The sequence below is a fragment of the Lacisediminihabitans profunda genome (assembly GCF_008040105.1).
GTDB classification, from domain to species: Bacteria; Actinomycetota; Actinomycetes; order Actinomycetales; family Microbacteriaceae; genus Lacisediminihabitans; species Lacisediminihabitans profunda.
The window spans coordinates 357,923-381,558 of sequence record NZ_VRMG01000008.1 but is presented as its reverse complement, the minus strand read 5'-3'; the positions used below and the strand labels follow the sequence as shown (position 1 = coordinate 381,558).

Annotated in this window: 25 protein-coding genes; 13 read left to right on the top strand and 12 right to left on the bottom strand. The window is 66.6% G+C overall.

Features of this window, described 5'->3' with window-relative positions:
- Positions 1-3: 3 nt before the first annotated feature.
- The 8 genes from FVP33_RS12735 to FVP33_RS12700 form a co-directional block, all read right to left on the bottom strand.
- Complete coding sequence (locus FVP33_RS12735) at positions 4-882, bottom strand: ABC transporter permease (protein WP_222706714.1); 879 nt, start codon at positions 880-882, stop codon at positions 4-6.
- A 46-nt stretch (positions 883-928) separates the two neighbouring features.
- Complete coding sequence (locus FVP33_RS12730) at positions 929-1,876, bottom strand: IclR family transcriptional regulator (protein ID WP_187270701.1); 948 nt, start codon at positions 1,874-1,876, stop codon at positions 929-931.
- Between the two features lie 11 nt (positions 1,877-1,887).
- On the bottom strand, positions 1,888-2,865 hold the full coding sequence (locus FVP33_RS12725) for an NADP-dependent oxidoreductase (RefSeq protein WP_147784028.1): 978 nt from the start codon (positions 2,863-2,865) through the stop codon (positions 1,888-1,890).
- A gap of 8 nt (positions 2,866-2,873) precedes the next feature.
- Positions 2,874-3,320: a nuclear transport factor 2 family protein gene (locus FVP33_RS12720; RefSeq protein ID WP_187270700.1), complete on the bottom strand. Its 447-nt coding sequence runs from the start codon at positions 3,318-3,320 to the stop codon at positions 2,874-2,876.
- A 72-nt stretch (positions 3,321-3,392) separates the two neighbouring features.
- The gene (locus tag FVP33_RS12715; RefSeq protein ID WP_281289393.1) at positions 3,393-4,070 is read right to left on the bottom strand and encodes a 3-oxoacid CoA-transferase subunit B; all 678 of its coding nucleotides are present in this window, start codon (positions 4,068-4,070) and stop codon (positions 3,393-3,395) included.
- Complete coding sequence (locus FVP33_RS12710) at positions 4,067-4,858, bottom strand: CoA transferase subunit A (protein ID WP_147784026.1); 792 nt, start codon at positions 4,856-4,858, stop codon at positions 4,067-4,069. The genes FVP33_RS12715 and FVP33_RS12710 overlap by 4 nt, the downstream gene beginning before the upstream one ends.
- Positions 4,855-5,994 carry an ABC transporter ATP-binding protein gene (locus FVP33_RS12705; protein WP_147784025.1) on the bottom strand — a complete coding sequence of 380 codons (1,140 nt, stop codon included), beginning with the start codon at positions 5,992-5,994 and terminating at the stop codon, positions 4,855-4,857. The genes FVP33_RS12710 and FVP33_RS12705 overlap by 4 nt, the downstream gene beginning before the upstream one ends.
- Positions 5,995-6,088: 94 nt before the next feature.
- Positions 6,089-7,192 (bottom strand): extracellular solute-binding protein, encoded by a 1,104-nt coding sequence (locus FVP33_RS12700; RefSeq protein ID WP_187270699.1) that lies wholly within the window; start codon positions 7,190-7,192, stop codon positions 6,089-6,091.
- Positions 7,193-7,589: 397 nt separating this feature from the next.
- On the opposite strand from FVP33_RS12700, the gene FVP33_RS12695 reads away from it, so the two are divergent.
- From FVP33_RS12695 to denD, 10 genes are read left to right on the top strand one after another with little or no spacing between them, the layout of a single operon-like run.
- Positions 7,590-8,510, top strand: a complete 921-nt coding sequence (locus FVP33_RS12695; RefSeq protein ID WP_147784023.1) for a DUF6282 family protein — start codon at positions 7,590-7,592, stop codon at positions 8,508-8,510.
- Positions 8,510-9,436, top strand: coding sequence for a 3,5-dioxohexanoate:acetyl-CoA acetone transferase (gene kce / locus FVP33_RS12690; RefSeq protein ID WP_147784022.1), 927 nt, complete (start codon positions 8,510-8,512; stop codon positions 9,434-9,436). Before FVP33_RS12695 ends, kce begins: the two co-directional genes overlap by 1 nt.
- 23 nt (positions 9,437-9,459) lie before the next feature.
- Positions 9,460-10,380, top strand: a complete 921-nt coding sequence (locus FVP33_RS12685) for a cupin domain-containing protein (RefSeq protein WP_222706713.1) — start codon at positions 9,460-9,462, stop codon at positions 10,378-10,380.
- Complete coding sequence (locus FVP33_RS12680) at positions 10,377-11,162, top strand: HpcH/HpaI aldolase family protein (protein WP_147784021.1); 786 nt, start codon at positions 10,377-10,379, stop codon at positions 11,160-11,162. Before FVP33_RS12685 ends, FVP33_RS12680 begins: the two co-directional genes overlap by 4 nt.
- Positions 11,146-11,619 carry an acyl-CoA thioesterase gene (locus tag FVP33_RS12675; protein WP_147784020.1) on the top strand — a complete coding sequence of 158 codons (474 nt, stop codon included), beginning with the start codon at positions 11,146-11,148 and terminating at the stop codon, positions 11,617-11,619. Before FVP33_RS12680 ends, FVP33_RS12675 begins: the two co-directional genes overlap by 17 nt.
- Positions 11,620-11,647: 28 nt before the next feature.
- Positions 11,648-12,616, top strand: coding sequence for a 3-hydroxyacyl-CoA dehydrogenase family protein (locus FVP33_RS12670; protein WP_147784019.1), 969 nt, complete (start codon positions 11,648-11,650; stop codon positions 12,614-12,616).
- Entirely contained in the window at positions 12,613-14,052 is a 1,440-nt protein-coding gene (locus FVP33_RS12665) for a four-carbon acid sugar kinase family protein (RefSeq protein WP_147784018.1), read from the top strand. Before FVP33_RS12670 ends, FVP33_RS12665 begins: the two co-directional genes overlap by 4 nt.
- Positions 14,049-14,957, top strand: a complete 909-nt coding sequence (locus FVP33_RS12660; protein WP_147784017.1) for an NAD(P)-dependent oxidoreductase — start codon at positions 14,049-14,051, stop codon at positions 14,955-14,957. The genes FVP33_RS12665 and FVP33_RS12660 overlap by 4 nt, the downstream gene beginning before the upstream one ends.
- A complete protein-coding gene (locus FVP33_RS12655) occupies positions 14,954-15,901 on the top strand; it encodes a DUF4862 family protein (protein ID WP_147784016.1) in 948 nt (315 codons plus the stop codon). Before FVP33_RS12660 ends, FVP33_RS12655 begins: the two co-directional genes overlap by 4 nt.
- Positions 15,898-16,869, top strand: coding sequence for a D-erythronate dehydrogenase (gene denD, locus FVP33_RS12650; protein ID WP_147784015.1), 972 nt, complete (start codon positions 15,898-15,900; stop codon positions 16,867-16,869). Before FVP33_RS12655 ends, denD begins: the two co-directional genes overlap by 4 nt.
- On the opposite strand, the gene FVP33_RS12645 is transcribed toward denD, so the two are convergent.
- Positions 16,866-17,708, bottom strand: a complete 843-nt coding sequence (locus tag FVP33_RS12645) for a hydroxypyruvate isomerase family protein (protein WP_222706712.1) — start codon at positions 17,706-17,708, stop codon at positions 16,866-16,868. The two genes, denD and FVP33_RS12645, sit on opposite strands and share 4 nt — an antisense overlap.
- A 9-nt stretch (positions 17,709-17,717) precedes the next feature.
- Positions 17,718-18,494 (bottom strand): SDR family NAD(P)-dependent oxidoreductase, encoded by a 777-nt coding sequence (locus FVP33_RS12640; RefSeq protein ID WP_147784014.1) that lies wholly within the window; start codon positions 18,492-18,494, stop codon positions 17,718-17,720.
- Positions 18,495-18,616: 122 nt separating this feature from the next.
- Between FVP33_RS12640 and FVP33_RS12635 the strand changes: the two genes are divergently transcribed.
- Together FVP33_RS12635 and FVP33_RS12630 are read left to right on the top strand one after the other, a co-directional pair.
- A complete protein-coding gene (locus tag FVP33_RS12635; protein ID WP_147784013.1) occupies positions 18,617-19,393 on the top strand; it encodes an IclR family transcriptional regulator in 777 nt (258 codons plus the stop codon).
- A 191-nt stretch (positions 19,394-19,584) separates the two neighbouring features.
- Positions 19,585-20,685, top strand: a complete 1,101-nt coding sequence (locus FVP33_RS12630) for an extracellular solute-binding protein (RefSeq protein ID WP_187270698.1) — start codon at positions 19,585-19,587, stop codon at positions 20,683-20,685.
- A gap of 58 nt (positions 20,686-20,743) precedes the next feature.
- Here FVP33_RS12630 and FVP33_RS19535 read toward each other — a convergent pair whose 3' ends face one another.
- Together FVP33_RS19535 and FVP33_RS12625 are read right to left on the bottom strand one after the other, a co-directional pair.
- Positions 20,744-20,881 carry a hypothetical protein gene (locus FVP33_RS19535; RefSeq protein WP_187270697.1) on the bottom strand — a complete coding sequence of 46 codons (138 nt, stop codon included), beginning with the start codon at positions 20,879-20,881 and terminating at the stop codon, positions 20,744-20,746.
- A gap of 244 nt (positions 20,882-21,125) precedes the next feature.
- Positions 21,126-22,355: an acetyl-CoA C-acyltransferase gene (locus tag FVP33_RS12625; protein ID WP_147784011.1), complete on the bottom strand. Its 1,230-nt coding sequence runs from the start codon at positions 22,353-22,355 to the stop codon at positions 21,126-21,128.
- Between the two features lie 145 nt (positions 22,356-22,500).
- Between FVP33_RS12625 and FVP33_RS12620 the strand changes: the two genes are divergently transcribed.
- Positions 22,501-23,289: an IclR family transcriptional regulator gene (locus tag FVP33_RS12620; RefSeq protein ID WP_147784010.1), complete on the top strand. Its 789-nt coding sequence runs from the start codon at positions 22,501-22,503 to the stop codon at positions 23,287-23,289.
- The last annotated feature ends 347 nt before the right edge of the window (positions 23,290-23,636 follow it).

The following is a 23,636-nucleotide window of genomic DNA, read 5'->3' as shown; positions in this document are numbered from 1 at the left end:
GGGTTACTTCCTTCCTTCCACCGAGACGGCGCCGATCGCGTTGATCGAGCCGCCGACTCGGTTCGCCCACGCAACCAGCGCGAGAGTGACGATGAGGATGAACGTGCCGAGAGCACCGGCTCCGGCGAAGTCGAGCAGCTGGTTGGTCTCCTGCCCGAGGAGTTGAGCCACCAGGGACTGCTGCGGTGAACCGACGAGGGCAGGAGTCACGTAGAAACCGCATGCGAGCGTGAATACCAAGATCAGCCCGGATGCGACACCGGTGCGGGACAGCGGCCAATAGATTCTCCAGAACGCGACAAGCGGAGACGACCCGAGACCACGGGCGGCCAGCAGCAGGCGGCGATCGATACCGCCCAGCGACGCATAGAGGGGGAGCACCATGAACGGCAGCAGCACCTGGCTCATCGCGAGGATCACGCCGCCGGCCGTGCCGTAGAGCACCACGTTCGGGTTACCGAAGAACGCGAAGAATTGCTGTACCGGGGCATGGTTGCCGAGCAGGATGATCCACGCGAAGTTGCGGGCGAGCGCCGACGTCCAGAACGGGATGAGCACGATCGTAAGCATGAGCCCGCGAGCCCGAGGTCCCACCCGCGTCATGAGATAGGCATACGGATACCCGAACACCAGGGCGACCACGGTGACGATGATCGCCGCGATCAGGGTGCGCAACAGAATCGTCAGCGTCGACGGGACAGTGAAGATCCTCACGTAGTTGTCGAAGGTGACCCCCGTCGTGCCGAAGGGTGTTTGAAAGCTGCGCACCACGTTCTCGACGAGGGGCACCCCCAGCACGATCGCGAGGAGAGCGATCGCCGGAATGAGCAACAGCCAGTTGCCTCCGCCGCGCGGTCCCTGACGGAGACGTGGTCTGGTCATTGTCATGCGTCTGTCCTCCTAGTTGCCAGCCAGAAAAGGGTCGGCGTCATCCGCCGACCAACTTGCTGAGTTGAGCGGCCGCCGTCTGTAAATCGCGCGCGAGCGGCACCGAATTGTCTGACGTGGGAAGCATCTTCGCGGTACCGATGAGTGCGATGGCCGCCTGCACGTTCCTGCTGCCGAACACGGGCGCAGCGACGGCGGCGAGTCCGAGGTGGCCGAGATCGGCCCAGCCCAGTCGGTCCCGCCGCACCTTGCCCAGCTCGACCTCCTCCATCCGCGCCTCGACCTCGGTCATGCCCGAAAGGTGCTGACTGATCACAGACTGCTCTGACTGAAATGCCACGAGCACCCGCGACTGCGCCGACTTGGGCGCAAGCACTGTGCCGACACGCACCGTGACGAGGATCGTGCCGACAGCGGCCTCCTCCACCAGGGCGACGACGGGGCCGGAGCGACCGAGCAGACTCATCACGACCGTCATCTGCGTCTTGTCCGACAGCTCACGCATGATTGGCGGCGCCAGACTCAGCACTTTGCGCCGGCCCGAGATGAAAGCCGAGAGCTGATCGAGAATCGGGCCAGGGGCGTTCGTCTTATCGAGAAAACCGGAACTCTGCAGCGAAAGCAGGTACCGATGCGCCGTCGTGCGATTGAGGCCGAGTCGTTCCGCCACCGTGGCGACCGACAGATTCAGGGTGTCCTGGTCGAATAGCGAGAGAATCTGCCCGGCCCGCTCGATCGACTGGATCGCGCCCTTGTCGGTCTCAGAAACGGGCTCCGGTACGTCATCCACTGTGATGCTCATTTCGCTGACTCTCTTCGCTGAGGGCGCGCGGTCGAATATGTTCACTGTACACACACCAGTTTCAATATGCGAACACTCAACACGGCGGCAAGTGGCCGCTTCCTCCCAGCAACGGCGGGATGATTTAACGATCCTACTGCGAAAGGTGAACGAGTTGTTCGTAATGTGATCACTTTCTAACGTCATTTCGACTTCCATCACGCTTGCTTCGGAAGCAGCACTATCTTGCCCCGAACATGGCGGGACTCGCTCAGCCGGTGGGCAGCAGCGACGTCTTCCAGCGAGAACCGGTGGCTGATCTCGAGCGCGAGGCGCCCCTCCGCGGCCAGTGCCGCGGCATAGGGCACCGCTTCGTGCCGTAGGCGGATGTCGTTATCACTGAGGTAGCCCGGCTTGCTGGCGCTGAAAGCGGAGATCCCGAACTCCTCCCGCCACTCCTTCACGACGATCTCGCCGATCCGCCGCCGGTCGTGCACCAGGCTCAGGGAGGCCTCCAGGGCATCGAGGGTTCCCGCCCCGTCCAGCACCACATCCACGCCGTCGGGTGCCAGGGAACGCACGCGGTCGAGCAGGCCGTCGCCGTACAGCAGCGGTTCGGCGCCGAGCTCGCGCAAGCGGGCCTGATTGGCGCCGCCCGCTGTCGCGATGACCCGCGCCCCCCATTCCCGGCCCAGCTGGATGGCGGCCTGCCCGACCGCCCCCGCTCCCGCGTGAACGAGGAGCGTCTCCCCGGCGGTCAGGCCAAGAGTTCGCAGCACCTGGTAAGCCGTGCCGACCGGTACCCCGATCGCCGCGCCCTGCTCGAAGGAGAGCCCGACGGGCAGGGCGGCGAGGTGGTCGGGCGTCGTGAGCACGTGGCTGGCGTAGGCACCCGGCAGGTCGAATCCGATGACGTCGTCGCCGAGAGCCGGGGACTCGACGCCGGCGCCGACGGCGAGCACAGTGCCTGCGGCATCCAGCCCCAGGATGACGGGGCCCTCGAGGTCGTGCCCCTCACTGCGCCAGCCGTTGCGCACCTTCCAGTCGACCGGGTTGAGCCCGATCGCCCGCACGCCGAGCAGCACCTCGCCCGGGCCGGGGTCGTCGACGACGTGGTCGACGACCTCCAGCACCTCGGGGCCGCCGTACCGGCTGATGCGTACGGCTCGCCCCTGTCGCATCGACGTGACACTCATCGCAATCGCTACTTGCTCGGTGGTTCCACGAACGTCGCACCCTCGCGAACGAACAGGTTGCGCAGCAGCCGGTTCTCGATGAGCCAGGTGCCGTCCTCGCTCTTGACGAAGTGGTCGAACGTATCGGTGACCGAGAGCGGATCGGCGTTCGGCAGCACGGGGACCCCGTTGCCGGCGAACAGATGGAGCGTGTTGACGACATCCGCCGAGTTCTCGTCCTGGCGCACGACGTGCACGTTGGTGATGATGTGGCGGGAGAGTCGGTTGCTCTTCGCGCGGGTCAGGTAGCCCTCGTGGATCGCCTCGCGCCCGTGAATCTCCCGGCCGTCGAACGACAGCACGGCGTCGGGCGTGAAGAAGTACTGCACATTGGTGGAATCACCGAGGTCGATGTCGTACCAGATGGCCACGATGATGTCGGTGAAGATGGCTTTGTTCTCTTGCGAGGCGAGCACGGGGTGGTGTCCTTTCATGGTGGATGGCACGTCGCTCAGGTCGAGCGGATGCCGAGCAGGGTTCCGGTCACGTCAGACCGCGATTTCGTGCGCGTCGTCGGCGATGGTGAGGGGCGCAGCCGTGAGGGCCTGCACGGCCTGCGGTGTGAAGCCCGGCGCGTATTCGCGCAGTACGAGTCCGTCGCGGGTCACGTCGATGACGGCCACGTCGCTGATGATGCGATCGACGACTCGCTTGCCGGTGAGCGGCAGGGTGCATTCGGTCATAATCTTCGGGCTGCCGTCCCGCGCGACGTGCTCCATGAGCACGATCACCCGTTTGGCTCCGTGCACGAGGTCCATGGCGCCGCCCATGCCTTTGACCATCTTGCCGGGGATGATCCAGTTGGCCAGGTCGCCGCCCGCCGACACCTGCATGGCGCCGAGCACGGCCGCGTCAACCTTTCCCCCGCGGATCATGCCGAAGCTCGCGGCCGAGTCGAAGAACGAGGCTCCGGGGAGCACGGTCACCGTCTCCTTTCCGGCGTTGATGAGGTCGGGGTCTACGTGTTCTTCGTCCGGGTACGGCCCGACGCCGAGCAGTCCGTTCTCGGAGTGGAGCACCAGCGTGACGTCCTCGGGCACATGGTTGGGAATGAGGGTGGGCAGGCCGATCCCGAGGTTCACGTAGGTCTCCGTGCGCAGTTCCTCGGCGGCCCGTGCCGCCATCTGTGCCCGGCTGAGCACCGTGGGGGGCATGTCGTCGGTCATCGTGTCGCACCCTTCGTCGTACGCTTCTCGATGGGCTTGTCGCGCACCTCGTCGGCGGAAAGTTGCACGACGCGGTGCACGAAGATGCCCGGCAGGTGCACGGAATCGGCGGGCAGTTCGCCGGGCTCGACGAGCGTTTCGACTTCGGCGATGGTGATCTTTCCCGCCATCGCCGCGACGGGGTTGAAGTTGCGGGCGCTCTCGTGGAAGACCAGATTGCCGTGCCGGTCTCCGACGGAGGCACGCACGAGCGCGTAGTCCGTGACGATGGACTCCTCGAGCACGTACTCGGCCTCCACTCCGCCGAGGCTGAAGGTCGCTTGCGGTTTTCTTGGCGAGGTCACGGCGACGGTGCCGTCGGCGGAGTAGCGCCACGGAATTCCGCCGTCGGCCACCCAGGTGCCCGCGCCGGCTCGCGTATAGAAGGCCGGTATGCCTGACCCGCCTGCACGGAGCTTCTCGGCGAGCGTGCCCTGCGGCGTGAGTTCCACTTCGAGCTCACCCGACAGGAACTGCCGCTCGAATTCTTTGTTCTCGCCGACATAGGACGCGGTGATGCGAGCGAGTCGATGGGCGCGAAGGAGGAGGCCGAGTCCCACCTCGTCGAGGCCGGCGTTGTTGGAGACCACGTCGAGCCGGTTGGCGCCCTGGTCGAGCAACGCCCGGATCAGCGCGGAGGGGATTCCGCAGACGCCGAAGCCACCGACGGCGAGGGAGGCTCCCGAGGGGATGTCCGCAACGGCCAGAGCGGCGCTCGCCAGCGTCTTGTCGAGAGTGTTCCCGATCATGCAGCGACGATCCGCTGGGAGACCGGGCGCCACCAGGCGACGACGGAGTCACCCGGCTCGAAGTCGACCGCGACCGCGTCGAGTCGCGCTTTGCCGGTTACGTTGCCCTCGAAGTCGAGTAGCAGGGTGCGATACGACCCCATGTATTCGATGTCGCGCACCCGGGCGCTCGCGAAGTTCGCGCCGACGGGCACGTCCTTTTCGGCGTGGGCGATCTCCAGAGACTCCGGCCGCACCATGAGTGCGGTGGATCCGTCCAGACTTGTCGCGCGTTCGGCGACGGTCGAGCCGTCGACGGCCCACGAGCGACCGCGCCAGGTGACCCCGCCGGTGACTGGCCCCGCGCCCAGCGAGAAGACATTCGAATCGCCGAAGAACTGGGCGGCGAACAGCGTTTCGGGCTTCTGATACAGCGCTTCCGGGGTGCCGACCTGTTCGATGTGGCCTGCGTTGAACAGCGCGATGCGGTCGGAGAGGTTCATGGCCTCTTCTTGGTCGTGCGTCACGAAGACGAAGGTCGCGCCGACCTCGCGGTGAATGCGGCGGATCTCAGCCTGCAGTGCCGCGCGCAGGTTGCGGTCGAGCGCACCGAGTGGCTCGTCCAGCAGCAGGGCGCGGGGCTCGAAGACGATGGCCCGGGCGAGGGCGACGCGCTGCTGCTGACCACCGGAGAGCTGCGAAGGGTAGTTGTCGTCACGGCCGGTGAGCTGCACGAGCTGAAGCACCCGCGTGACCCGCTCCTGAATCTCCGCCTTCGGCAGTTTGCGCTCCTGCAACGGATACGCGACGTTCTGCGCGACCGTCATGTGCGGAAAGAGGGCGTAGCTCTGAAACAGCATGCCGAGGTTGCGCTTGTGCGGGGGAAGCCGGGAGACTTCCTGCTCGTTCAGCGTGATCGTGCCCGAGGTGAGCGTCTCGAAACCGGCGATGAGGTTCAGGGTGGTGGTCTTGCCCGAGCCGCTCGGTCCGAGGAGGGTCATGAACTCGCCGGGCTGGATGGTCAGGTTGATTCCGTCGACTGCGGGGATCTCGCCGCCGTAGTCCTTGCGGATGTTGTCGAGTCCGATCCGCGTGCCCTGCAGCACTGTGCCGGGGACTGCGATCCGCGGGGTGGTCGTTGCGCTCGTCGTGGTCATTACGCTCCTCATTGTGCGTGCTGGGTTTTTCTAGGGATTCGCGTCGTGCCGCCGAATCGCTTCGGCGGCACGACGCGATGGTCTCACCCTTGGGTCAGCCGTTCAACCATGCGGTCACTTGCGCCTGCACCTGGTTGTAATGTTCTCCCCAGTACGCGGCATTCGCCTGCACGTTCGTTCCGGTGTTGGCCTTGCCGAAGGCGTTCACCAGGTTGCCACGCTCCGTGTAGGTAGGAACAGCCTTGTTGTTGGAGGGCGCGACGCCGGCGAGCGATGCCATCTTCGCCGACTGTTCCGGTTGCAGCAGGAAGCTGATGAACTGCTCCGCCGCCTCCTTGTTCGGTGCGCCCTTCGGAATAGCCAGACCGTCGATACTCGTCAGCGTTTGGCTCCACACGGCCTTGGCGTTGACTCCGGCGTCGAGCACGGCCTGGCTGCGTGCCTGCACGAGGATCTGCATGTCGACCTGCTTCGAGGTGATGGCCTGCAGCAGGGCGCCGGGGTTTGCCGCGAAGACCGTGTCGGACTTCACCTTGTCCCATTCGCTAAGGGCGCGGGTCACGTCGAGCGGGTAGAGCTTGTTCGCCTTGACGCCGTCGGCCAGGAGGGCGATCTCGAGGAAGCCGTCCTGCACGGTCGGTACGACCCCGCGCTTGCCGGGGAACTTCTTCGTGTTGAAGAAGTCGGCGAGTGTCTTGGGCGCAGTCGCCGGGTCTGGCCATTTGTCGGCGTTATAGCTGAAGACGAGGGAGTACTTGAAGTCGGTGACGTAGCACTCGCCGATCGTTCCCGGGGAGAACTGGCTCTTGTCCAGGTTCGGAATGGTCAGTTTCTCGTACAGCGTGCCGCAGTTCTGCGTGGCGAGGTAGGGCGCGGTCGTGACGATGTTCCACTGCACGGAGCCGGTCGTCACCTGGGCCTTCACCTGTGCGGGGTCGGGCGGCGAGCTGTTCACGAAGGTGACGTTCGGGTGCAGTGCGGTGTACGGCTTCTGCCAGGCGTCGATCTGAGCCTGTTGGCCCGTTCCGCCGTAAGAGACGTAGGTGAGGGTCACCGGATCGGTGGAGACTGCTCCGGAGCCACTGCTCGACGAGGCTGTGGGCTTGGCGGCCGGGGTGCCGGAACATGAGGCCAGGAGGCCCACCACGGCGGCCGCGGCCGTGAGCGCGAGCCATCGCTTGCTGCTGTTGAGAGACATCGTTGTCGCTTTCTGTCGGCTTGACGACCGACGCTTGGGTCCGGGGCCGGGATAAGGCGGACTCGGGCTGTGCAAGGGCTCGAGCCACGTGGCCGTGGGGTGCAGCCGCTGACTCGATGACATCAGTAAAGCTCCTTCGTGTTCATTCTGCAATCATCAACTTCACAATCCGGATAAATCCGCTCTCCTCGGGTGGCCGTTCTTCCGGTCATCCGCCCCTTTCAGTTGGGGTGGAGTTGCCGGTTTTGCGGCCGAAACGACACGAAATATCGAGGAATGGCCGGTATTCGTCGGCGGCGGGACCGGCTCTCCCCTCCGCTTTCGAGTCCGAGTGGACAGCGCGGCAATGCATCCATATTATGAATCTGCACGTCACAATCCGAACAAGGAGGTTCACATGTTTGTCGCGAACGATGCGCTGACAGCAAGCCCCGCCGTACTCAAGGTGCTCGACGGGGTCGTCGACTTGCATTGCCATTCCGGCCCGAGCCCCTTCCCCCGGCGCCTCAACCACGTCGACGCCTCCTGGGACGGCGCGCGCATCAACATGCGGGCGATCCTCGTGAAGTCGCACCACCACAACACGGTGATGGACCTGCTCGCCATGGAGAGTCAGTTGGCGGAGTCGCCGACGCCGGTCTATGGCGGAGTGGCGCTCAACACGGAAGAGGGCGGAATCAACCCGTCAGCCGTGGCGCTGAGCCTCGGCATGGGCGGGCGCGCCGTCTGGGCGCCGACCGTGTCGTCGGCACAGCACCTCAAGGCACACAACCACGATGACGGATTCCCCGCCGCCGCGCTCGACCTGCTCGAGCACGAGGTCTCCATCTTCGATGGCACCGGCGCCGTCTCGGCGGACACGGTGAAAGTGACGCAGCAGGTCGCCGAGGCCGGCGCACTCCTCGCCAGCGGCCACCTCGACGGACCATCCATGCTCGCGCTGTTCCAGACAGCCAGAGATAACGGGGTGACGCGCATGATGCTGCAGCACCCGGATTTCATCGTGCAGGACACCGACGAGGAGATCCAGGCAGCGATCGACCTCGGAGCCTTCGTCGAACACGAGATCGCGATGTACCACCCGCAGGTGGAAGCACCCCGCTGGCCGATTGAACGACTCATCGGGTACATCGAGAAGTTCGGCCCAGAGCACACCGTCATCAACTCGGACCTCGGGCAGAAGGCCAATCCGCTGCCGGTCGACGGCTACATCCTCATCGTCGGGCAGCTGCTCGACCACGGCGTACCAGAGAAGGACATCCGCACCATGATCTGCCACAACACCGCATACCTGCTCGGACTGGAGGAGAAGCCCTGATGCTGAAAGCACAGCAGGTCATCATCAGCACCGCCGTCACCGGCTCCGTCAACGTGCCGTCGCAGAGCGACCACATCCCGCTCTCGCCAGCGCAGGTTGTCGCCGCCGCCGTCGGCGCAGCCAAGGCGGGCTCCGCGATCATCCACCTCCATGCCCGGCACCCCGACGGCCGACCCGCATTCGAGGCCGAGGTCTTCGAGCAGATCATCCCGGCGATCCTCGACCAGGTCGACGTGGTCATCAACATCACCACGGGCGGTGCCTCGTCGATGACCATGGACGAACGACTGGCCTGGGCGAAGCGCTTCAGCCCGGAACTCGCCTCGCTCAACATGGGCTCGATGAACTTCGTCTACTCCGGCATCGCCGACAAGGTGACCACCTGGAAGCACGACTGGGAGAAGCAGTACGTGCTCAACACGTACAAGAACCCGTTCATCAACTCGTTCGACAAGATCGAGTACATCCTCACGAATCTCGGGGCGAGCGGAACGCGTTTCGAGTACGAGATCTACGACATCGGGCATCTCTACACGCTTGCGCATTTCGTCGACAAGGGGCTGGCCAAGCCGCCGTTCATGATCCAGGGCGTCTTCGGCATCCTCGGCGGCATCGGTGCCGACCACGAAAACCTGACCCACATGGTCGCCATCGCTGACAAGTTGTTCGGCGACGACTACCAGTTCTCGGCCTTCGCGTCGGGGCGCAACCAGTTCCAGTTCGGAACGCACAGCGCGTGGCTCGGCGGCCACGTGCGCGTGGGGCTCGAGGACAGCCTCTGGATCGGCAAGGGGGAGCTCGCCACGAGTAATGCCCAACAGGTCGAGAAGATCCGCGCCGTCGTGGAAGACCTGGGACGCACGATCGCCACCCCCGCCGACGCCCGAAAGCTGCTCGCTCTCAAGGGCGAGACGACCACTCTGTAGAACAACGAAGGAATCGCACCGTTATGACAATGTATGCAAAAGACGACATCCGATCGCAGCTCGCCACCCCCGCCGCCGCACCGACCGCGGCTCCGGTGGACCCTTCCACCCCGGTGAAGCCGGCGCAGTGGCTCGAGTTCCACAAGCTTCCGGTCACCGAGACCGGCGAGCTTGGCAGCAAGACCTGGATCACCCGCACGGCGACCATGATCGTCAGCTGGACCGATGCCAAGAAGGGGGACACCTTCCCGCGCACCGGCCAGGTCGACGAATACACCGTGCTCATGTACTCGGAGAGCGCACCGATCCGGGTGACCGCGGGGGGAGAGACCGTCGAGGTCGACGAAGAGGCCTTCGTCGTGATCCCGCCGGGGGACAGCGTGATCGAGGCGCTCGGTGACGGTCCGATCATCCGCATCCTCTCCGTGCTCTCGGAGGATCTCGTCGAGAAGTCGCTCAACAAGGATGCCTACGAGATTCCCGACGCCCGTCACGCGCCGCTCGTGCCGTGGCCCGACCCGGTCGGCGGATTCCGCCTGCGGGTCTACAAACTGGCCGACACCCCGATCGCCCCCGGGCGGTTCGGTCGCATCTTCCGTACCACCACGATGATGATCAACTTTCTCGCCGAAGAGCCGGCGCCGCGCGACAAATTCAAACTGTCCCCGCACTACCACGACGACTTCGAGCAGGTCTCGATGGCGGTCAAGGGCGACTTCGTGCACCACATCCGCTACCCGTGGGGACCGGACTCAACGCAGTGGCAGGAAGACCAGCACGACCAGGTGGAGACGCCGTCGATCACGATCATCCCGCCGCCCACCATCCACACCACGCAGGGGGTCGGTCCGCACCAGCAGCTGCTCGACATCTTCTCGCCGCCGCGCGAAGACTTCTCCGCGCAGGGCTGGGTGCTCAACGCCGACGACTACCCCGCGAAATGAGCGAACCCCGCAGAAGTCTGCTTCGAGCGGCGCTGGCGCGCACCGAGGGTCCCGCTCTCGGCACCTTCGTGAAGCTGCCCTCCCAAGAGACCGTGGAGCTCATCGCCATCGCCGGTTTCGACTTCATCGTCATCGACCTCGAGCACTCACCGATGGACCTCGAGACCGCTTCGCGGCACATCGGCGTCGCCCGGGCGCTCGGCGTCTCCAGTGTGGTCAGGGTGCCGGGGCTCGCGGGCGGCTGGGTGCAGCGTATCCTCGACGCCGGAGCGGAGGGCATCATGCTTCCGCACGTCGACACGGTCGAACAGGCCGAGGCGGGGGTGCGCGCCGTTCGCTTCGAACCGTGGGGGCTCCGTGGGGTCGGCTCCACGAGTCGCGCAGGCGACTGGGGGCTTATGCCGCAAACGGAATACCTGCGTTTCGGCCAAGAAGAGGTCGTCTTCATGCCGCAGATCGAGAGCGGCGAAGGCGCCGCGAATGCTGCGGCGATTGCGGCGGTCCGGGGCGTCGACGCGCTCTTCATCGGCACGAACGACATGTCGAACAGTGTGGGTAAGCCCCAGGGTGGCCCCGAGATGAACGAGCTGACGCAGGGCGTCATCCGGGCGGCGAAGGCAGCGGGCCTCCCCGTGGGCAACCCCGCCGGGGTGACGCGAGAGGCGGTGCAGAGCGCGGTGGACCAGGGCTACACGTTCCTCGTGCAGAGCAATGACACCACTCTTTTCGCCACGGCGGCAGCCGCTGCGGTGAAAGCAGGGCGAAGTGTCGGCTTCGCCTGACAACTCCGTCGGTGTCCGCCTGCAACTGCGCTGGGCGGACACTGACGGCTATGGTCATGTCAACAACGTGACGTGGGTGCGTTATCTCGAGGAGGCTCGCATCCGCCTCTTCGGGTTGCCCGAGCGACCGGATACGTACACGCCGGGGGAGCAGCCCATTCTTGCTCGCCTCGATCCGGGTTGCTTCACGATCACCGCGGGTCAGCGCATCGAATACGTGAACGAACTGCCCTATCACCGGCAGGAGATCCTCGCCACGGTGTGGATCTCTCGCATCGGGTCGAGCAGCATCGACCTGAGCTTCCGGCTCACTGATGAGATCGACGACACCGTCTACCTGCTCGCCGAGGCGACCCAGGCCGTGCGCGAGGTGGAGACGAGAACCGCGCATCGATTCTCCGGTCGCGAGCGAACTGTGCTCGAGGAGTACCTCGCAGCACCCAACGACTATCGGTGAGACCCGCCGAGAAGGAAGTCAACTGACAATGGTGTCGACAGTGCAGACCGTGGCCGTGATCGGGTCGGGCTACATGGGCGGTGGTATCGCGCAGGTGCTGGCGCTCGCCGGCTGCCAGGTCGTGCTCGGCGACCTGGACGCCGAGACGGCGGCTCGATCGTACGATCGACTCACCGAGCAGGCTGCGGCCTTCGAGGCCGCCGGACTGTTTCCCGCCGACGCGACGGACACCATCCGGGCCGGGCTGCGCCCCGCAGCCTCTCTCGAGGATGCCGTGGCCGACGTCGACTACGTCACGGAGGCGGTGCCAGAGGTCCGCGCGATCAAGGCAGACGTGCTCCGCCGCATCTCCGCGGCAGCACGAGCCGACACCATCATCGGGTCGAACACTTCGGCCATCCCGATCAGCGAGCTCGCGCGGTCGGTCACCCTGCCCGCGCGCTTTCTCGGCGTGCACTGGATGAACCCGGCCCCGTTCATCCCGGGCGTCGAGCTCATCGCACCGGAGCACACCGACCCGGAGGTCGTGGACCGCATCGAGCACCTCCTCCGGCGGGCAGGAAAGGTTCCCGCCCGGGTGTCGGACTCACCCGGCTTCGTTGCCAACCGCCTGCAATTCGCCCTGTTCAAGGAGGCGGCGCTCATGGTGGAGGAGGGTCTGGCGACCGCTGAGCAGGTCGACCTGGTCGTCTCGAACGCCTTTGGCTTTCGTCTGGCCCTGTTCGGTCCGTTCGCGATCGCCGACATGGCGGGCCTCGACGTCTACAACTCCTCCTATGAGTCGCTGCAGGCGGAATACGGCGACCGGCTGGCCGCTCCCCGGTCCCTCGCCGAACTCGTCGAATCCGGCCACCTCGGTATCAAATCTGGCGGGGGATATCTCGCCATCGACCCCGCGCAGCAGCAGGAGCTGCTCGCTCACCGGGATTCCGCCTATGCTCGGCTCTCGCGTCTGCGCGCCGAGCTCGGTACCGCGCCGGGCCTGTCGGTCTCATGAGCGAGGTAGTCGCCCGGGGGCGAGACTGGGCCGCCGCGCTGCCAAGCATCCGTGCGGTCGGCGCCGCCGAGATGCGGGCAGCTCTGCCGACGGCACGCCGGGTCGTGGTGCTCGACGACGATCCGACCGGAACCCAGACCGTGCGCGGCGTTCCGGTGCTGACCCGGTGGGAGGCCGACGACATCGCCTGGGCTTTCGCTCAGGGCGGCCCGGGGTTCTTCGTGTTGACCAACACTCGCAGTCTCTCCGAAGCGGACGCCGCAGCGCGCAATCGCGAGGTCGCCAGCCGCTGCCTCGACATCGCCGCTGATCTGGGCGTCGACCTGGTCTTCGCCAGTCGCGGCGATTCCACGCTCCGAGGCCATTTCCCGCTGGAGACCGACGTGCTCGCCGCGGTCTCCGCCGAGCATGGCCAGCCCATCGATGCCGTGCTGCTCGCGCCCGCCTATCTGGATGCCGGCCGGGTCACCGTGGACGGCATCCACTGGGTGCGCGGTGACGATGGACTGCGGCCGGTGGCGCACGGCGAGTTCGCGCGCGACGCGACGTTCGGCTATCGGTCCTCCCGCCTCGCCGATTGGGTTGAGGAGAAGAGCGGTGGCCGGATTCCGGCCGCATCGGTCGTCTCGGTGGGGATCGACGCCATCCGTTCGGAGTCGGCAGAGCTCCGCGCGGGAGCGCTCGTCGAAGCGCTCCGGGCTGCTCACAACTGCCAGGTAGTCGTGATCGACGCGATCGTCGACGACGACCTCAGGGCCGCAACGCTCGCCGTGCTCGCTGCAGAGAGTGCGGGCCGCAGAGTTCTGTACCGCGTCGGGCCCTCCTTCGTGCGTGCCCGCCTCGGTCAAGGAACTCAGCCGCCGCTCTCCGACGAGGAGCTCTCCGCCATCGTGGGGACATCGCCTGTTCACGGTCTCGTCGTCGTCGGCTCCCATGTTGGTGTCACCACGCGGCAGGTGGAAAGGCTCGCCGCCGACCGCGACCTCGCCCGGGTGGAACTCGACGTCGCTCGCATTGTCGAGGGAGACGCCGAGGCGCACATCGCCGAGGTGGTCGCACACGCGCTGGTGCACCTCGACCACCGACTGGTCGTGATCACCACCTCGCGCACCCTTCGCACCGGGGCGGATGCCGAAGCCAGCCTCGACATCTCCCGGCGGGTGAGCGCCGCTCTCTCGACCACGGTGCGCCGGATCGTCGCCGACCGTCGCCCGCGCTTCGTGGTGGCAAAGGGTGGCATCACCTCATCGGATATCGCCACCGTCGCGCTGGACATCCACCGCGCGTGGGTTCGCGGCTCCCTGCTGCCCGGAATCGTCTCGCTGTGGCAGGCGACATCCGGCACGGCGGAGGGGCTCGCTTACATCGTCTTCGCCGGAAACGTCGGGGGCGACTCGTCGCTGGCCGAGGTCGTTAACAGACTGGAGAGAGCATGAATGGCACCAGCACGGTCGGGATCGTCGGACTCGGCGCGATGGGATTGCCTATGGCACTGCGTCTGGCAGCCACCCCCGGAGTCACGGTGCGCGGCTACGACACGGCGCCGGCGCGGCGTCGGCTAGCCGCTGACGGCGGGGTGGTCGCGGTGGAGTCAGCGGCCGGCGCCGGCGACGGCGCGCAGCTGCTCATCCTTTCGGTACGCGACGGCGTGCAAGCGGAGAATGCGCTATTCGGTGAGGCGGGGGCGGCATCCGCACTCCCGGCGGGTGCCGTCGTGCTCCTCACCAGCACGATCGGCGCGGATGCAGCGCGCGCCCTCGGCGATCGGCTCGCCGCAGCCGGACTCGGCCTAGTGGACGCGCCGATCAGCGGTGGCCCCGTGCGGGCCGGCAACGGCGAGCTGCTCATCGTGGTCGGCGGCGCGGAGCACGATGTCGTGGCGGCCCGCAGCGTGCTGGAGCGCCTCGCCTCCACCCTGACGATCGTCGGCCCGCGGGTGGGCGACGGACAGCTCGTGAAGGTCATCAACCAGCTGCTCGCGGGGGTGCACATAGCGGCCGCCGCCGAGGCCGTCGCACTCGCGGTCGGCGTCGGCCTCGACCCGGCCCTGGTCGTGCAGACGCTGTCTGCCGGGGCGGCCAGCTCTTTCATGCTGAGCGATCGCGGCCCCCGAATGGTGCAGGCGCTCGACGGCGACCCCGAGGTTCGCTCCCGCGTCGATATTTTCGTCAAAGATATGGCACTCGTCGCCCGGCTCGCCGCGGACGCGCACATTCCGGCACCCGTCGCGGCGGCTGCCGGTCAGCTCTACGTGATCGCCGAGCGCGCCGGCCTCGGCACCAGCGACGATTCGACGATCGTCAGAATGCTCGCCGAGGGCGGGCAGAGGGAGCAACCGTGATCGACGGCATCACCCTCGGCGCCTATGCGCTCGAGCCGGCCGCAGACGTGCTCACCGTGCACGAGAACAAGTGGTACGCCGCGCTGGCCGCCATCGACGGGGCGCACGGCCTGGAGATCCCCTATCGCGGCGGGCTCCATCGCGACGGCGTGGTGCGCCTTGGGTCTCTGCTGCCGACGGACTGGCACGTGGTCATCACCATGCTGCCGCCGACGATGGCCGGAATTCGCGCCGATGCGGCCTACGGGCTCGCCTCAACCGATGACGGCGGTCGCGCGGCGGCGCTGGCAGACGTGAGGGCAGCGCTCGAGCAGGCGCGCCGACTCGACGAGGTGACGGATCGACGCACCGTGCGGGCCATCCACCTCGCCTCGGCACCGCGCGGCGGCGGCGATCCCGGTCGCTTGGCGTTGTCGCTCACCGAACTCGCCGCCGACGCGCACGGCATCGCGCTGCTCCTTGAACACTGCGATGCCTGGACAGCGGCGCGCCCCGTCGAGAAGGGCTTCCTGCCGCTCGAGGCCGAGATCGCGGCGGTGCTCGCCGCGCGCCCCCGAACGGATGCGACCATCGGCCAGGTGATCAACTGGGGTCGGTCGGCGATCGACGGCAGGTCGCCGGACTCGCCGGTCGCCCAGCTCGCCGCTCTGGAATCGGCGGGCACGCTGGCCGGGTTCATGGTCTCGGGCGCATCGGCGACCGGCGGCCCACTCGGCGCAGCTTGGGCGGATGCGCACAACCCGGTCGCCACCGTCGACCCGTCATCATTGCTCACGGTGTCGGCGATCGCGGCGGCGCTCACCGCATCCGTCGCCTCCCGACTGGAAGTGCTCGGGGTCAAGGTGCAGGATCCCCGTCGCGCGACCGAGTTCGATGCGCATCTGCAGCCATTGCGCGCTACCGTCGCACCGGTACTTGAGCGGATCACGGAGGTCAGCCGATGAAGGTCGCGATCACCGGGGGAGCCGGCTTCCTCGGAGCGGCACTCGCCAGACGGCTGCTCGCCGCGGCGCACCTCACGGTGGCTGGTGAGCAGTACGGGCCGCTCGACGAACTGATCATTGCCGACCTCGTCAGGCCCCCTGCGGATGTGGCCGCCGACCCAAGGGTGCGGGTGGCGACCGGCGATCTCATCTCGACGCTGCCAGCACTCGCGGACGCCGAACTGATCTTCCACCTCGCGGGCGTGGTGAGTTCGGCTGCCGAGGCGGACTTCGACCTCGGAATGTCCACCAACGTCGACGCGACCCGAGCGCTCCTCGAGCTGTGTCGTTCGCGCCCGGTCTGCCCAGTGCTCGTGTTCTCCAGTTCCCTCGCCGTCTTCGGCAGCGACCCGGCCATCGGGCCGATCGGCGCCGTCGACGACGACACTCTGCCGCGCCCGCAGAGCAGTTACGGCATCCAGAAATTCATCGGCGAGCAGCTCGTCGCCGACTACACCCGCAAGGGATTTGTTCGCGGCCGCAGCGTGCGGCTCATGACCGTCGCGGTGCGGCCCGGCGCGCCGAACGCGGCCGCCTCGAGCTTCCTCTCCGGCATCATCCGCGAGCCGCTCGCGGGCATCCGAGCCGCATGCCCGGTGCCACCAGACACGCCGGTCGCCCTGTCTTCGCCGCGTCGAACGCTCGACGGCATCCAGCTCGCCGCGGCGGCGACGGACGAAGCATGGGGCAGCCGCACCGCGATGAACCTTCCTGCCCTCACGACATCGCCGCGCGAGATGGTCGCCGCCCTCGCTCGCGTGGCGGGTGACCACGTCGCGGCGCTGGTGGACTGGACTGATGTGCCGTCCATCGCGGCCATCGTCACGAGCTGGCCGGCAACCTTCGCGACCCCGCGGGCGCTCGCCCTCGGTCTCAAGGCGGAACGGTCCTTCGACGACATTGTGCTCGCCTACCGCGACGGCGCCTAGGCGATTCCGCGCAGGTGCGGCATCCCGGCGACCCAGCCGAGGGTGTCGAGCGTGGGCACGGTCGGCACGTACTCGCAGGCGATCGCGCCGCGATAGCCGACGCCCCACAGCCCTTCGAGCACGACCGGAAAGTCGATGTGGCCGGTGCCGGGCTCGCCGCGACCGGGGGAGTCGGCGAACTGCACGTGCCCGATGAGGTCCGCGGCGGCGTCGATCGCGGTGACAAGATCCTCGCCGTTGTTCGCGAGATGGAAGGTGTCGAAGAGGAGGGCGATGTGGTCCCCTCCTGTCAGCTCTCGCACGCGACGCACGATCGGGAGGATGTCGGCGACGGTCTGGAGCGGGTAGGCGCCGTTGAGCCCGACGCTCAGCGGTTCGAGCAGCACTGTTCCGCCGTTCGTGCCGAGCATCGATGTGGCATACGCAAGATTATCGAGGGCCGTGCTGTCCTGATCCTCCGGCGTCTCGGTGGGGAGGCGCTGCCCATAGAGAGCGTTGAAGACCCGACACCCCGTCGTCTCCGCGACGCGCGCCGACACGCCCAGGCTGGCCCGGAACGCGGGGGTGTGCACCGGCTGCGAGAGCACTCCGCGCTCGCCGCCCGGCATGTTGCCGGCCCACAGGTTCATGCCGGCGAGCGGGATGCCGGAGCCCATGACCGCTGATAACAGCGCCGTCACCTCGCGCTCGCTCGGGGTGGGGCCGTCGAACGGCCACCACAATTCGGTCGCGGCGAAGCCAGCCTCGGCTGCGGCGGTGAATCGATCGAGCAACGGCCGTTCGGCAAACAGCAGGGAGACGTTGGCGACGAGTTCGAGCACCTCGGGATCGGCTGTCACGTCTCGAGGCTACGCGCTGTACCCGCCGTCCACCGGCAGCACGACGCCGCTGATGTGGCTCGCCCGGTCGCTCAGCAGCCAGGCTGCAGCGTCGCCGACCTCCCTGCCCGTTCCGACCTTGCGTAGCGGCGTCGCAGCGATGCGCGCTTCCACACCGCCAGGGATCGCCAGGCGAGTCTCGTCGAGCATGGGCGTCTCGGTCGGCCCCGGGGCGATGACGTTCACGCGGATGCCGAGCGGCCCGTTGTCGTGTGCCGCCGTTCTGGTGAGGCCGATCACCGCGTGCTTCGTCGCCTGGTACGCACCGAGTCCCGAGCTGCCTCGGATTCCGCCGATGCTGCTGACGTTGACGATCGACCCGGAGCCCTGGGGGCGCATCACCCGCAGCTCTTCCCGTAGGCAGAGCCAGACGCCTTTCACATTCACGGCCATGATGCGGTCGAAGTCGGCTTCGCTGACCTCGTCGAGTCGGCCGGACTGCGTGAGGCCCGCATTGTTGAAGGCTCCGTCGAGTCGCCCGAACCGTTCGACGACGGCGTCCACGATGCGGGCAACGTCGGCGGCGGCGCTGACGTCGCCGAGCACGTACCCCACGTCATGCCCTGCGGCGGTGAGTTCGTCCGCGATGGCGGCGAGCGGCCCTTCGGTCCGTGCGGCAAGCATGACGGATGCTCCGTCTCGGGCGAACACGCGTGCGGCATCGGCACCGATGCCTGCGCTCGCGCCGACGACGAGCACTACTTTGCCTGCGAGCGGAGCGCCGGGCGTCGTTGCCTCATTGGCCATAGTTCTGTCCTCAGCTTCTCGATCTGTTCGGATTGTGTATCTGATGTTCATTATATGCCCCGACCGGCCCGTTGGCCGAGTCCCGGCGACGCGTCGGGCACCGGGGCGTTACTGTTCATAGCATGAATAGCGATTCGATCCAGCAGGGTGTGGAAGATGCCGCCGTCTCCCTGTCGGACAACGAGCACGGCACAATCCAGTCGATCGAGCGGGCCGCCAACATCCTCTCCCTGCTCAACCAGGAGACGCGAGTGCTTCGCCCGGCGTTCGTCGCAGAGCGTCTGGGGCTCAACCGCACGACCGCATACCGCTACCTGCAGTCGCTGCAGGCGACCGGATTCCTCAACGCGAGCTTCGGACCCGGTCCATTGTTCGACCAGGTCTCCGCACTGGTCTCGGAGCGCCAGGAGATCCTGACCCTCGCCCCGACCATCATGCGCCAGGTGGCCGACAGCACTGGCCTGACGACGGTGCTGAGTTTTCTCGGCCGGTCGGGTGCGATCGTCACTCTGGTCGAGGAGGCGAACGAGGGCACGATCGTGCTGACCGTGCATGTCGGCACCGTTCTCGAACTCAAGGCAGCGCAATCCCGCGCTCTGCTCGCCTACCAGGTCAATCCGGATGTCGCCGCTCGGCTGCACGCGAATCTCTCGCCCTCAGAGGCGCGGGCCGAGCAGGAGGAATTGGCCAAGGTGCGCCGCAACGGCATCGCCTGGGCCGATCTCGGCCGCATCGGACTGGCATCGGTGGCCGCACCGGTGTTCGGCGGCCGCGATGTGCAGGCCGCCATGGGCATTCTCGGAACGACGGCGGTGCTCGCGCCCGGTCAGGGCTCGGAGGAGCGCGTGGAGACATTGCGCGCCGCTGCCGAGCACCTCAGCAGCATGATCGGCGCCTGACGCCTCTCCGCATCTGTTCGTATTGTGAACAGGCCCTGCGGTAATTCGAACACAAATTGATAACAAATGACGACTGCACCCTTGTAAACCGGGGCCGAGTCTGGCTAATGTTCACATAATGTATTGCACAGACGCATTACGAACACCTGCCCGACGGTGAAGTCGGGTATTCAGACGGAAGGATGACATCGGTGTCACGATCCAGAATTGCTCTTGCAGGCGTCAGTATCACCGCGGCAGCATTACTCCTCGCAGGGTGCTCCGCCGGCGGAGGAACGGCGAGCCCATCCGCCAGCTCCAGCGGATCGGCAGAGGACACCGCGCCCGTGAGCCTCACCTTCGTCGGGTACGGCGGCGTGGGCCAAGACGCGATGATCAAGTACTACCAGCAGCCGTACATGGCGCAGCACCCCAACGTGACTTTCGTCAACACCTCGCCGCCCGACGTCGCGCAGGTGCAGGCGCAGGTGCAGGCCGGATCGATCCAGCAGGACATCGTTGCGACGTCGCCCGCCGCAGCACAGCAAGGCTGCGGCACCATCTTCGAGCCGCTCGATCTTTCCAGCGTCGACCAGAAGAACCTCGTACCGCAGACCGTGGGCAAGTGCTACATCGGCAACTTCATCAACGCCAGCCCGTTCGCCTACCGCACGGATGCCTTCCCCGACCCGAGCAAGGCCCCCAAGACGCTCGCCGACTTCTTCAACACCAAGAAGTTCCCCGGCAAACGGGGCATGCTCACCAACCTTCAGAACGGCATCCTCGAATACCCGCTGCTGGCCGACGGGGTGAAGCCCGACAAGCTCTACCCGCTCGATATCGACCGATCGCTCAAGAAGCTCGACAGCATCCGGAACGACACCATCTTCGCGCCCAACGTCGGCGTGCTGCAACAGGATGTCGCATCCGGCCAGGTGGACATGTTCATGCTCGCCGACTCCCGCGACGTACCGCTGCTCGACAGCGGCACGAAGATCACCATCGTGTGGGACAAGACCGTCGCATCCATCAACGCGTTCGCGGTGCCGAAGGGCGACCCGAAGGCGAAGGCGGCCGAAGCGTTCCTTGCCAGCGCCGTCGCGAACCCGGCCGCCGTCACGGGAATCTCGGAGACGCTCGGTGTCGCGCCGGTCAACCTCGCGACAAAGCCCGTGCTGTCGGCCAACGCGAAGAAACTGCAGGTCTACAACAAGACCGTGAACCCGGGGACGACGGTGCTGCAGGACGTCGCCTGGTACACGAAGAACTTCACTCTGGCTACGCAGAAGCTCAACGCCTGGCTCGCCGGCTAGGTAAAGAACTGCTCGTGCCGATGGCTCGAGCGATACCAGGAAGAAGGCTCCGCCTCGGTCAGGTCGGCCGGGGCGGAGCCTTCTTCACGAGGTCGTCCCGGCGTTCGCGGAGCAGAGCGAGCCGGTCGATCGTCTCTTCCGGGGCGATGATGTGGACCGGCCGCATCGGCACTGCCGTTTCGGTCAGCTCTGACATCACCCGGTCGCGGCGGTTGGTGGGGTCCGGGCGGCCCGTAGCGCGGGGGATAGCCCCGCTGCCCTCGGCCAGCCGTTGGCAATGGCGACGGTCACCGTGGCCGCGACGCCGAGGGCGGCGCCGTGAGCTGCGCATGCGCCTGGGTCGCGAGGGTTGGGAGCGCGCCGCGCGCGCCTACGATTCGGCCGACCGTGCGACCACTGGCCCGTGACCGGAACAGCTGGGACGCCTAGGGCTCCTCCGACTAGAGCGCTTCGATTATGATTGCCGACCCCTGTCCGCCGCCGCCGCAGATGCCGGCCGCGCCGATCGAGCCTTTCCCGAGCCGTTGGACTCGACGGGCGAGATGTCCGACGATGCGGGTTCCGGATGCCCCGATCGGGTGCCCGAGGGCGATCGCGCCGCCATGGGAGTTAACGATCGACTCGTCGACGCCGAGTTGCCGTACCGAGTGAATGGCGACCGCAGCGAAGGCCTCGTTGATCTCGACCGCGGCAAGATCGGCGGTCTCGAATGAGGACTTCGCGAGGGCGGCGGCGATCGCGTTCGACGGTTGGGCGTGCAGGTATACGTCGGGGCCGGCGACGAAAGCGGTGGACACGATGCGCGCGAGAGCCGTGATGCCGCGTTTGACAGCGAGGGACTCGCGCATCAGCACGACGGCGGCCGCGCCATCGGTCAACTGGGAGGCGGTGCCGGCGGTGATGGTGCCGTCACTGCCGAACGCCGGTCGCAGCTTCGCCAGGGTCTCGACCGTAGTCTCGACCCGGAGGCCGTCGTCGACGGAGAGTGTGACGGGCTTGCGGCCTTGGACCGTGAACGGCACGATTTCGCCGGCGAGGAATTCCTGCGATTCGGCGAGGGTCCGATGGGATCGTGCGGCCCAGGCGTCCTGGTCTTCGCGATTGATTCCGAGCGGTGCGTTCTGCGATTCGGTCGAAGCGCCCATCGACCGGTGTTCGAACGCGTCGGAGAGGCCGTCGACCTCGAGCGTGTCGAGCAATTCGATTGCGCCGTATTTCGTGCCGGACCGTGCGCCGGTGGTGGCGTGCGGCGCGAGGGACATCGACTCCTGGCCGACAGCGACGACGATGTCCGCTTCTCCGCTTTCGATGAGGCGAACACCGGCCGAGATTGCTTCCATGCCCGAGAGGCACACAGCATTGACGGTGATGGCCGGAACGGTGAACGGGATGCCTCCTCCCACCGATGTCTGACGTGCCGGGTTCTGTCCTGCCCCGGCTTGGATCACCTGGCCGACCACAACGCGGTCGACCTCATCGCCGGTCACGCCAGCACGGTCGAGGGCCGCGGCCGTCGCGTGAGCGCCGAGCACCGTGGCGGGGACGGTGCTGAAGACGCCGGCGTATCTCGCAAAAGGGGTTCGCGCAAAAGACGCAATGACGACGCTCGTAGTATCGTCGCGCGCGGTGCTGGCCACCGCCTCGGCAGCGGGCTCAGAAAGGGTTGTCATTCGCTCTCCTTCGTGTCGACGTCCACAGAATGGGCGCTCTCTAGTACAGCGCAGCATTGACCTCATGCGAAATGTAGACCGCGATGTGATGTGGTCGCCGTAGAATGTCCACATGATGGAGCCTCCTTACTTCAGTGCGGCCTAGATGGCCGTCCAGGGAGCCCAGGTGGTTTCGCGAGTAGCTCTCGTGCTTCGCCTGGTCAGTGAGTCCGCACCGCGAGGTATCACGACGGCCGCGCTGGCCCGCCAGGCGGTCCTGACGAGACCCACTGTCCACCGTTTGCTCGTCTCACTTGCCGCCGAGGGATTTGTGGACAGGGACGAACTTCTTGGTACCTGGGTTCTCGGCCCGGAGTTGTACCTAATGGGGTCTGTCGCGGCCGCGCGCTACGACATCACGACGGTCGCCGCGCCCAGGGTCCAGGCCCTCGCGCGAGAGACCGGCGAGAGCGCATTCCTGTCGGCGCGCCGCGGCGACGAGACTGTCTGCCTGCTTCGAGAAGACGGGAGCTTTCCACTTCGCTCCTTCGTGCTCTTTGAGGGTGTGCGTTTTCCTCTCGGAGTGGCCTCAGCCGGGATAGCGATCCTCGCCTACCTGCCCGAGAACGAGATCACCGAATACCTCGACCGGCGTCACCTGGAGGTCGAGCGCGGTGCGGCGCATTCATCCACCGTCGTTCGTGAACGCCTAGCGCTCACTCGGCGCACCGGCTGGGCGTTGAACCCCGGACTAGTCCTGGAGGGCAGCTGGGGAATGGGCGCGGCGATCTTCGACGGTCGCGGCCTGCCGGCCTGGGCGCTGAGCATCACCGGCGTCGAATTCCGATTCGCAACCGAGCGGCGCGCTGAGCTCGGCAGGTTGCTACTAGAGCATGCTCATGCAATAACCCAGGCTCTTCGTGGGGAGAAAACCCAGCGAAACAGACTCATCTGAACGCTCCGCCGGTGGCGGAAAGACGCCGTGTCCGGGGTAACAGGAACGCTTGGATCCCAGTGATGGCACCTCCGACGAAGAGAGTGTTCATATCGAATGTGCCGTCGAAGGTCAGACGGCTTCGGCAGCCGTGACATAGTGCGCCACTTCGTAGTCGAGTTGAATGCCGTTCCCACCGAGAACTTCCGAAATCAGCCGACAGTCTCACGCATCCTCGCCGGCCGCGTGCACTGGAGCCTCGCCGGACATCCTCATTCACGGTGCCACAATCCAGGACGAGCCGAAGTGTGCGTCGATCCACGCCGGTCCCGGTCGGAGAACCGATTCAGCGACATTCCGTCGCGCAA

Excerpts from the sequence above, each read along its gene's own strand:
- FVP33_RS12735 (WP_222706714.1), bottom strand. The coding sequence starts at position 882 with ATGACCAGACCACGTCTCCGTCAGGGACCGCGCGGCGGAGGCAACTGG.
- FVP33_RS12730 (WP_187270701.1), bottom strand. The coding sequence starts at position 1,876 with ATGACGTTAGAAAGTGATCACATTACGAACAACTCGTTCACCTTTCGC.
- FVP33_RS12725 (WP_147784028.1), bottom strand. The coding sequence starts at position 2,865 with ATGAGTGTCACGTCGATGCGACAGGGGCGAGCCGTACGCATCAGCCGG.
- FVP33_RS12715 (WP_281289393.1), bottom strand. The coding sequence starts at position 4,070 with ATGACCGACGACATGCCCCCCACGGTGCTCAGCCGGGCACAGATGGCG.
- FVP33_RS12710 (WP_147784026.1), bottom strand. The coding sequence starts at position 4,858 with ATGATCGGGAACACTCTCGACAAGACGCTGGCGAGCGCCGCTCTGGCC.
- FVP33_RS12705 (WP_147784025.1), bottom strand. The coding sequence starts at position 5,994 with ATGACCACGACGAGCGCAACGACCACCCCGCGGATCGCAGTCCCCGGC.
- FVP33_RS12700 (WP_187270699.1), bottom strand. The coding sequence starts at position 7,192 with ATGTCTCTCAACAGCAGCAAGCGATGGCTCGCGCTCACGGCCGCGGCC.
- FVP33_RS12695 (WP_147784023.1), top strand. The coding sequence starts at position 7,590 with ATGTTTGTCGCGAACGATGCGCTGACAGCAAGCCCCGCCGTACTCAAG.
- kce (WP_147784022.1), top strand. The coding sequence starts at position 8,510 with ATGCTGAAAGCACAGCAGGTCATCATCAGCACCGCCGTCACCGGCTCC.
- FVP33_RS12685 (WP_222706713.1), top strand. The coding sequence starts at position 9,460 with ATGACAATGTATGCAAAAGACGACATCCGATCGCAGCTCGCCACCCCC.
- FVP33_RS12680 (WP_147784021.1), top strand. The coding sequence starts at position 10,377 with ATGAGCGAACCCCGCAGAAGTCTGCTTCGAGCGGCGCTGGCGCGCACC.
- FVP33_RS12670 (WP_147784019.1), top strand. The coding sequence starts at position 11,648 with ATGGTGTCGACAGTGCAGACCGTGGCCGTGATCGGGTCGGGCTACATG.
- FVP33_RS12665 (WP_147784018.1), top strand. The coding sequence starts at position 12,613 with ATGAGCGAGGTAGTCGCCCGGGGGCGAGACTGGGCCGCCGCGCTGCCA.
- FVP33_RS12660 (WP_147784017.1), top strand. The coding sequence starts at position 14,049 with ATGAATGGCACCAGCACGGTCGGGATCGTCGGACTCGGCGCGATGGGA.
- denD (WP_147784015.1), top strand. The coding sequence starts at position 15,898 with ATGAAGGTCGCGATCACCGGGGGAGCCGGCTTCCTCGGAGCGGCACTC.
- FVP33_RS12640 (WP_147784014.1), bottom strand. The coding sequence starts at position 18,494 with ATGGCCAATGAGGCAACGACGCCCGGCGCTCCGCTCGCAGGCAAAGTA.
- FVP33_RS12635 (WP_147784013.1), top strand. The coding sequence starts at position 18,617 with ATGAATAGCGATTCGATCCAGCAGGGTGTGGAAGATGCCGCCGTCTCC.
- FVP33_RS19535 (WP_187270697.1), bottom strand. The coding sequence starts at position 20,881 with ATGTCAGAGCTGACCGAAACGGCAGTGCCGATGCGGCCGGTCCACATC.
- FVP33_RS12625 (WP_147784011.1), bottom strand. The coding sequence starts at position 22,355 with ATGACAACCCTTTCTGAGCCCGCTGCCGAGGCGGTGGCCAGCACCGCG.
- FVP33_RS12620 (WP_147784010.1), top strand. The coding sequence starts at position 22,501 with ATGGCCGTCCAGGGAGCCCAGGTGGTTTCGCGAGTAGCTCTCGTGCTT.